This is a genomic window from Vibrio sp. Vb1337, from assembly GCF_033338715.1.
GTDB lineage: Bacteria > Pseudomonadota > Gammaproteobacteria > Enterobacterales > Vibrionaceae > Vibrio > Vibrio alginolyticus.
This window is the reverse complement of record NZ_JAWOTD010000223.1, coordinates 1-1110: the sequence shown is the minus strand read 5'-3', so window position 1 is coordinate 1110 and position 1110 is coordinate 1. Positions and strand designations below refer to the sequence as shown.

The following is a 1110-nucleotide window of genomic DNA, read 5'->3' as shown; positions in this document are numbered from 1 at the left end:
TGAGTCAAAGTGTTGCAGTGCGGTAGAGCCGAGCACTAGAGTAATGGCGATCAGCAAAACTAATTGAATCACATTCGTCACAGACACCGTCCACGCGCCTCCGCTCACGGCGATCAAAGTGACGATCACCCCCATAGCGAGAATGGTGGTCGACATCTCAATGGCAAAAACGGCAGAGAAAAAAGACGCCAATCCGTTCATCCAAATAGCACAGGCGATCAAAGTCAGCGGAAAGCTTAACCATGTGAATAGCTGTTCTGATGTGTGGCCAAACCGCACTCGAATCACTTCCATGGTGGTTTCTACGCGTAACCTTCGATAGCGACGCGCAAAAAATGCTGCCGCGACGAAAAATCCCAACGCATTTCCCCAAAAGATGAACATCACGCTGATGCCATCTTCATACGCTTTGGCTGCGGCACCCGTAAACGTCCACGCTGAAAATTGCGTCATGAATGCAGTCGCGCCAGCCATCCACCACATCATGGTCCCTCCACCTTGAAGGAAGTCGTTCGACGAGGTGGAAAAGCGGCGAAATAGCCACGCAGCGATCCCAATAAAGAGCAGATAGATCGTTACGATCAGCGAATCCAATAAAGTCATGTGTCATAGCTCACGAAAAAATTAAAACACCGTTTTAAAGATCACAAAAATACCGATAAGAACTTTATCAGTACGTAATAATGAATATATTAAAACAAGATTTATTATAAAATAAAATGGTGTTTCAAAATGAAAGTTAGATACCTTACTTCTGCACTCTTACTTGCAATGACTTCTGGTTTAGCGGCTGCCGCATCGGTGGATATTCGTCATGAATATGTGCCTGATCGTGATGGTGACGAACATCGAGATCGTATTTACGTTTCTCACCGTTTCGACAACCAAATCGGTTTTAGCGTGGAAGCAAAATGGAACTACAAAGATGGTCACATGGGCAATGCAGGCCATGAAACTGGCGTGAGCTACCGTTGGAAAGCGACCGAAAATTTCTCTCTAACGCCGGGCATTAACATTGATGCCAGCCCATCAGGTGCGTCAGTGTTCAAGTACAACTTGACGGGCGCGTACAAAATCAATGACGAGTGGGATGTCGCTGCGCGTATTCGT

General features: G+C 46.4%; 2 protein-coding genes. One reads left to right on the top strand and one right to left on the bottom strand.

The window, feature by feature from the left end:
- On the bottom strand, positions 1-603 hold a 603-nt coding region (locus R7E42_RS25205; RefSeq protein ID WP_411978988.1), incomplete at its 3' end, for a sodium:solute symporter family transporter.
- 129 nt (positions 604-732) lie between these two features.
- On the opposite strand from R7E42_RS25205, the gene R7E42_RS25200 reads away from it, so the two are divergent.
- Positions 733-1110, top strand: a 378-nt coding sequence (locus R7E42_RS25200; RefSeq protein WP_318073267.1) for an oligogalacturonate-specific porin KdgM family protein, incomplete at its 3' end; no start/stop codon positions are given.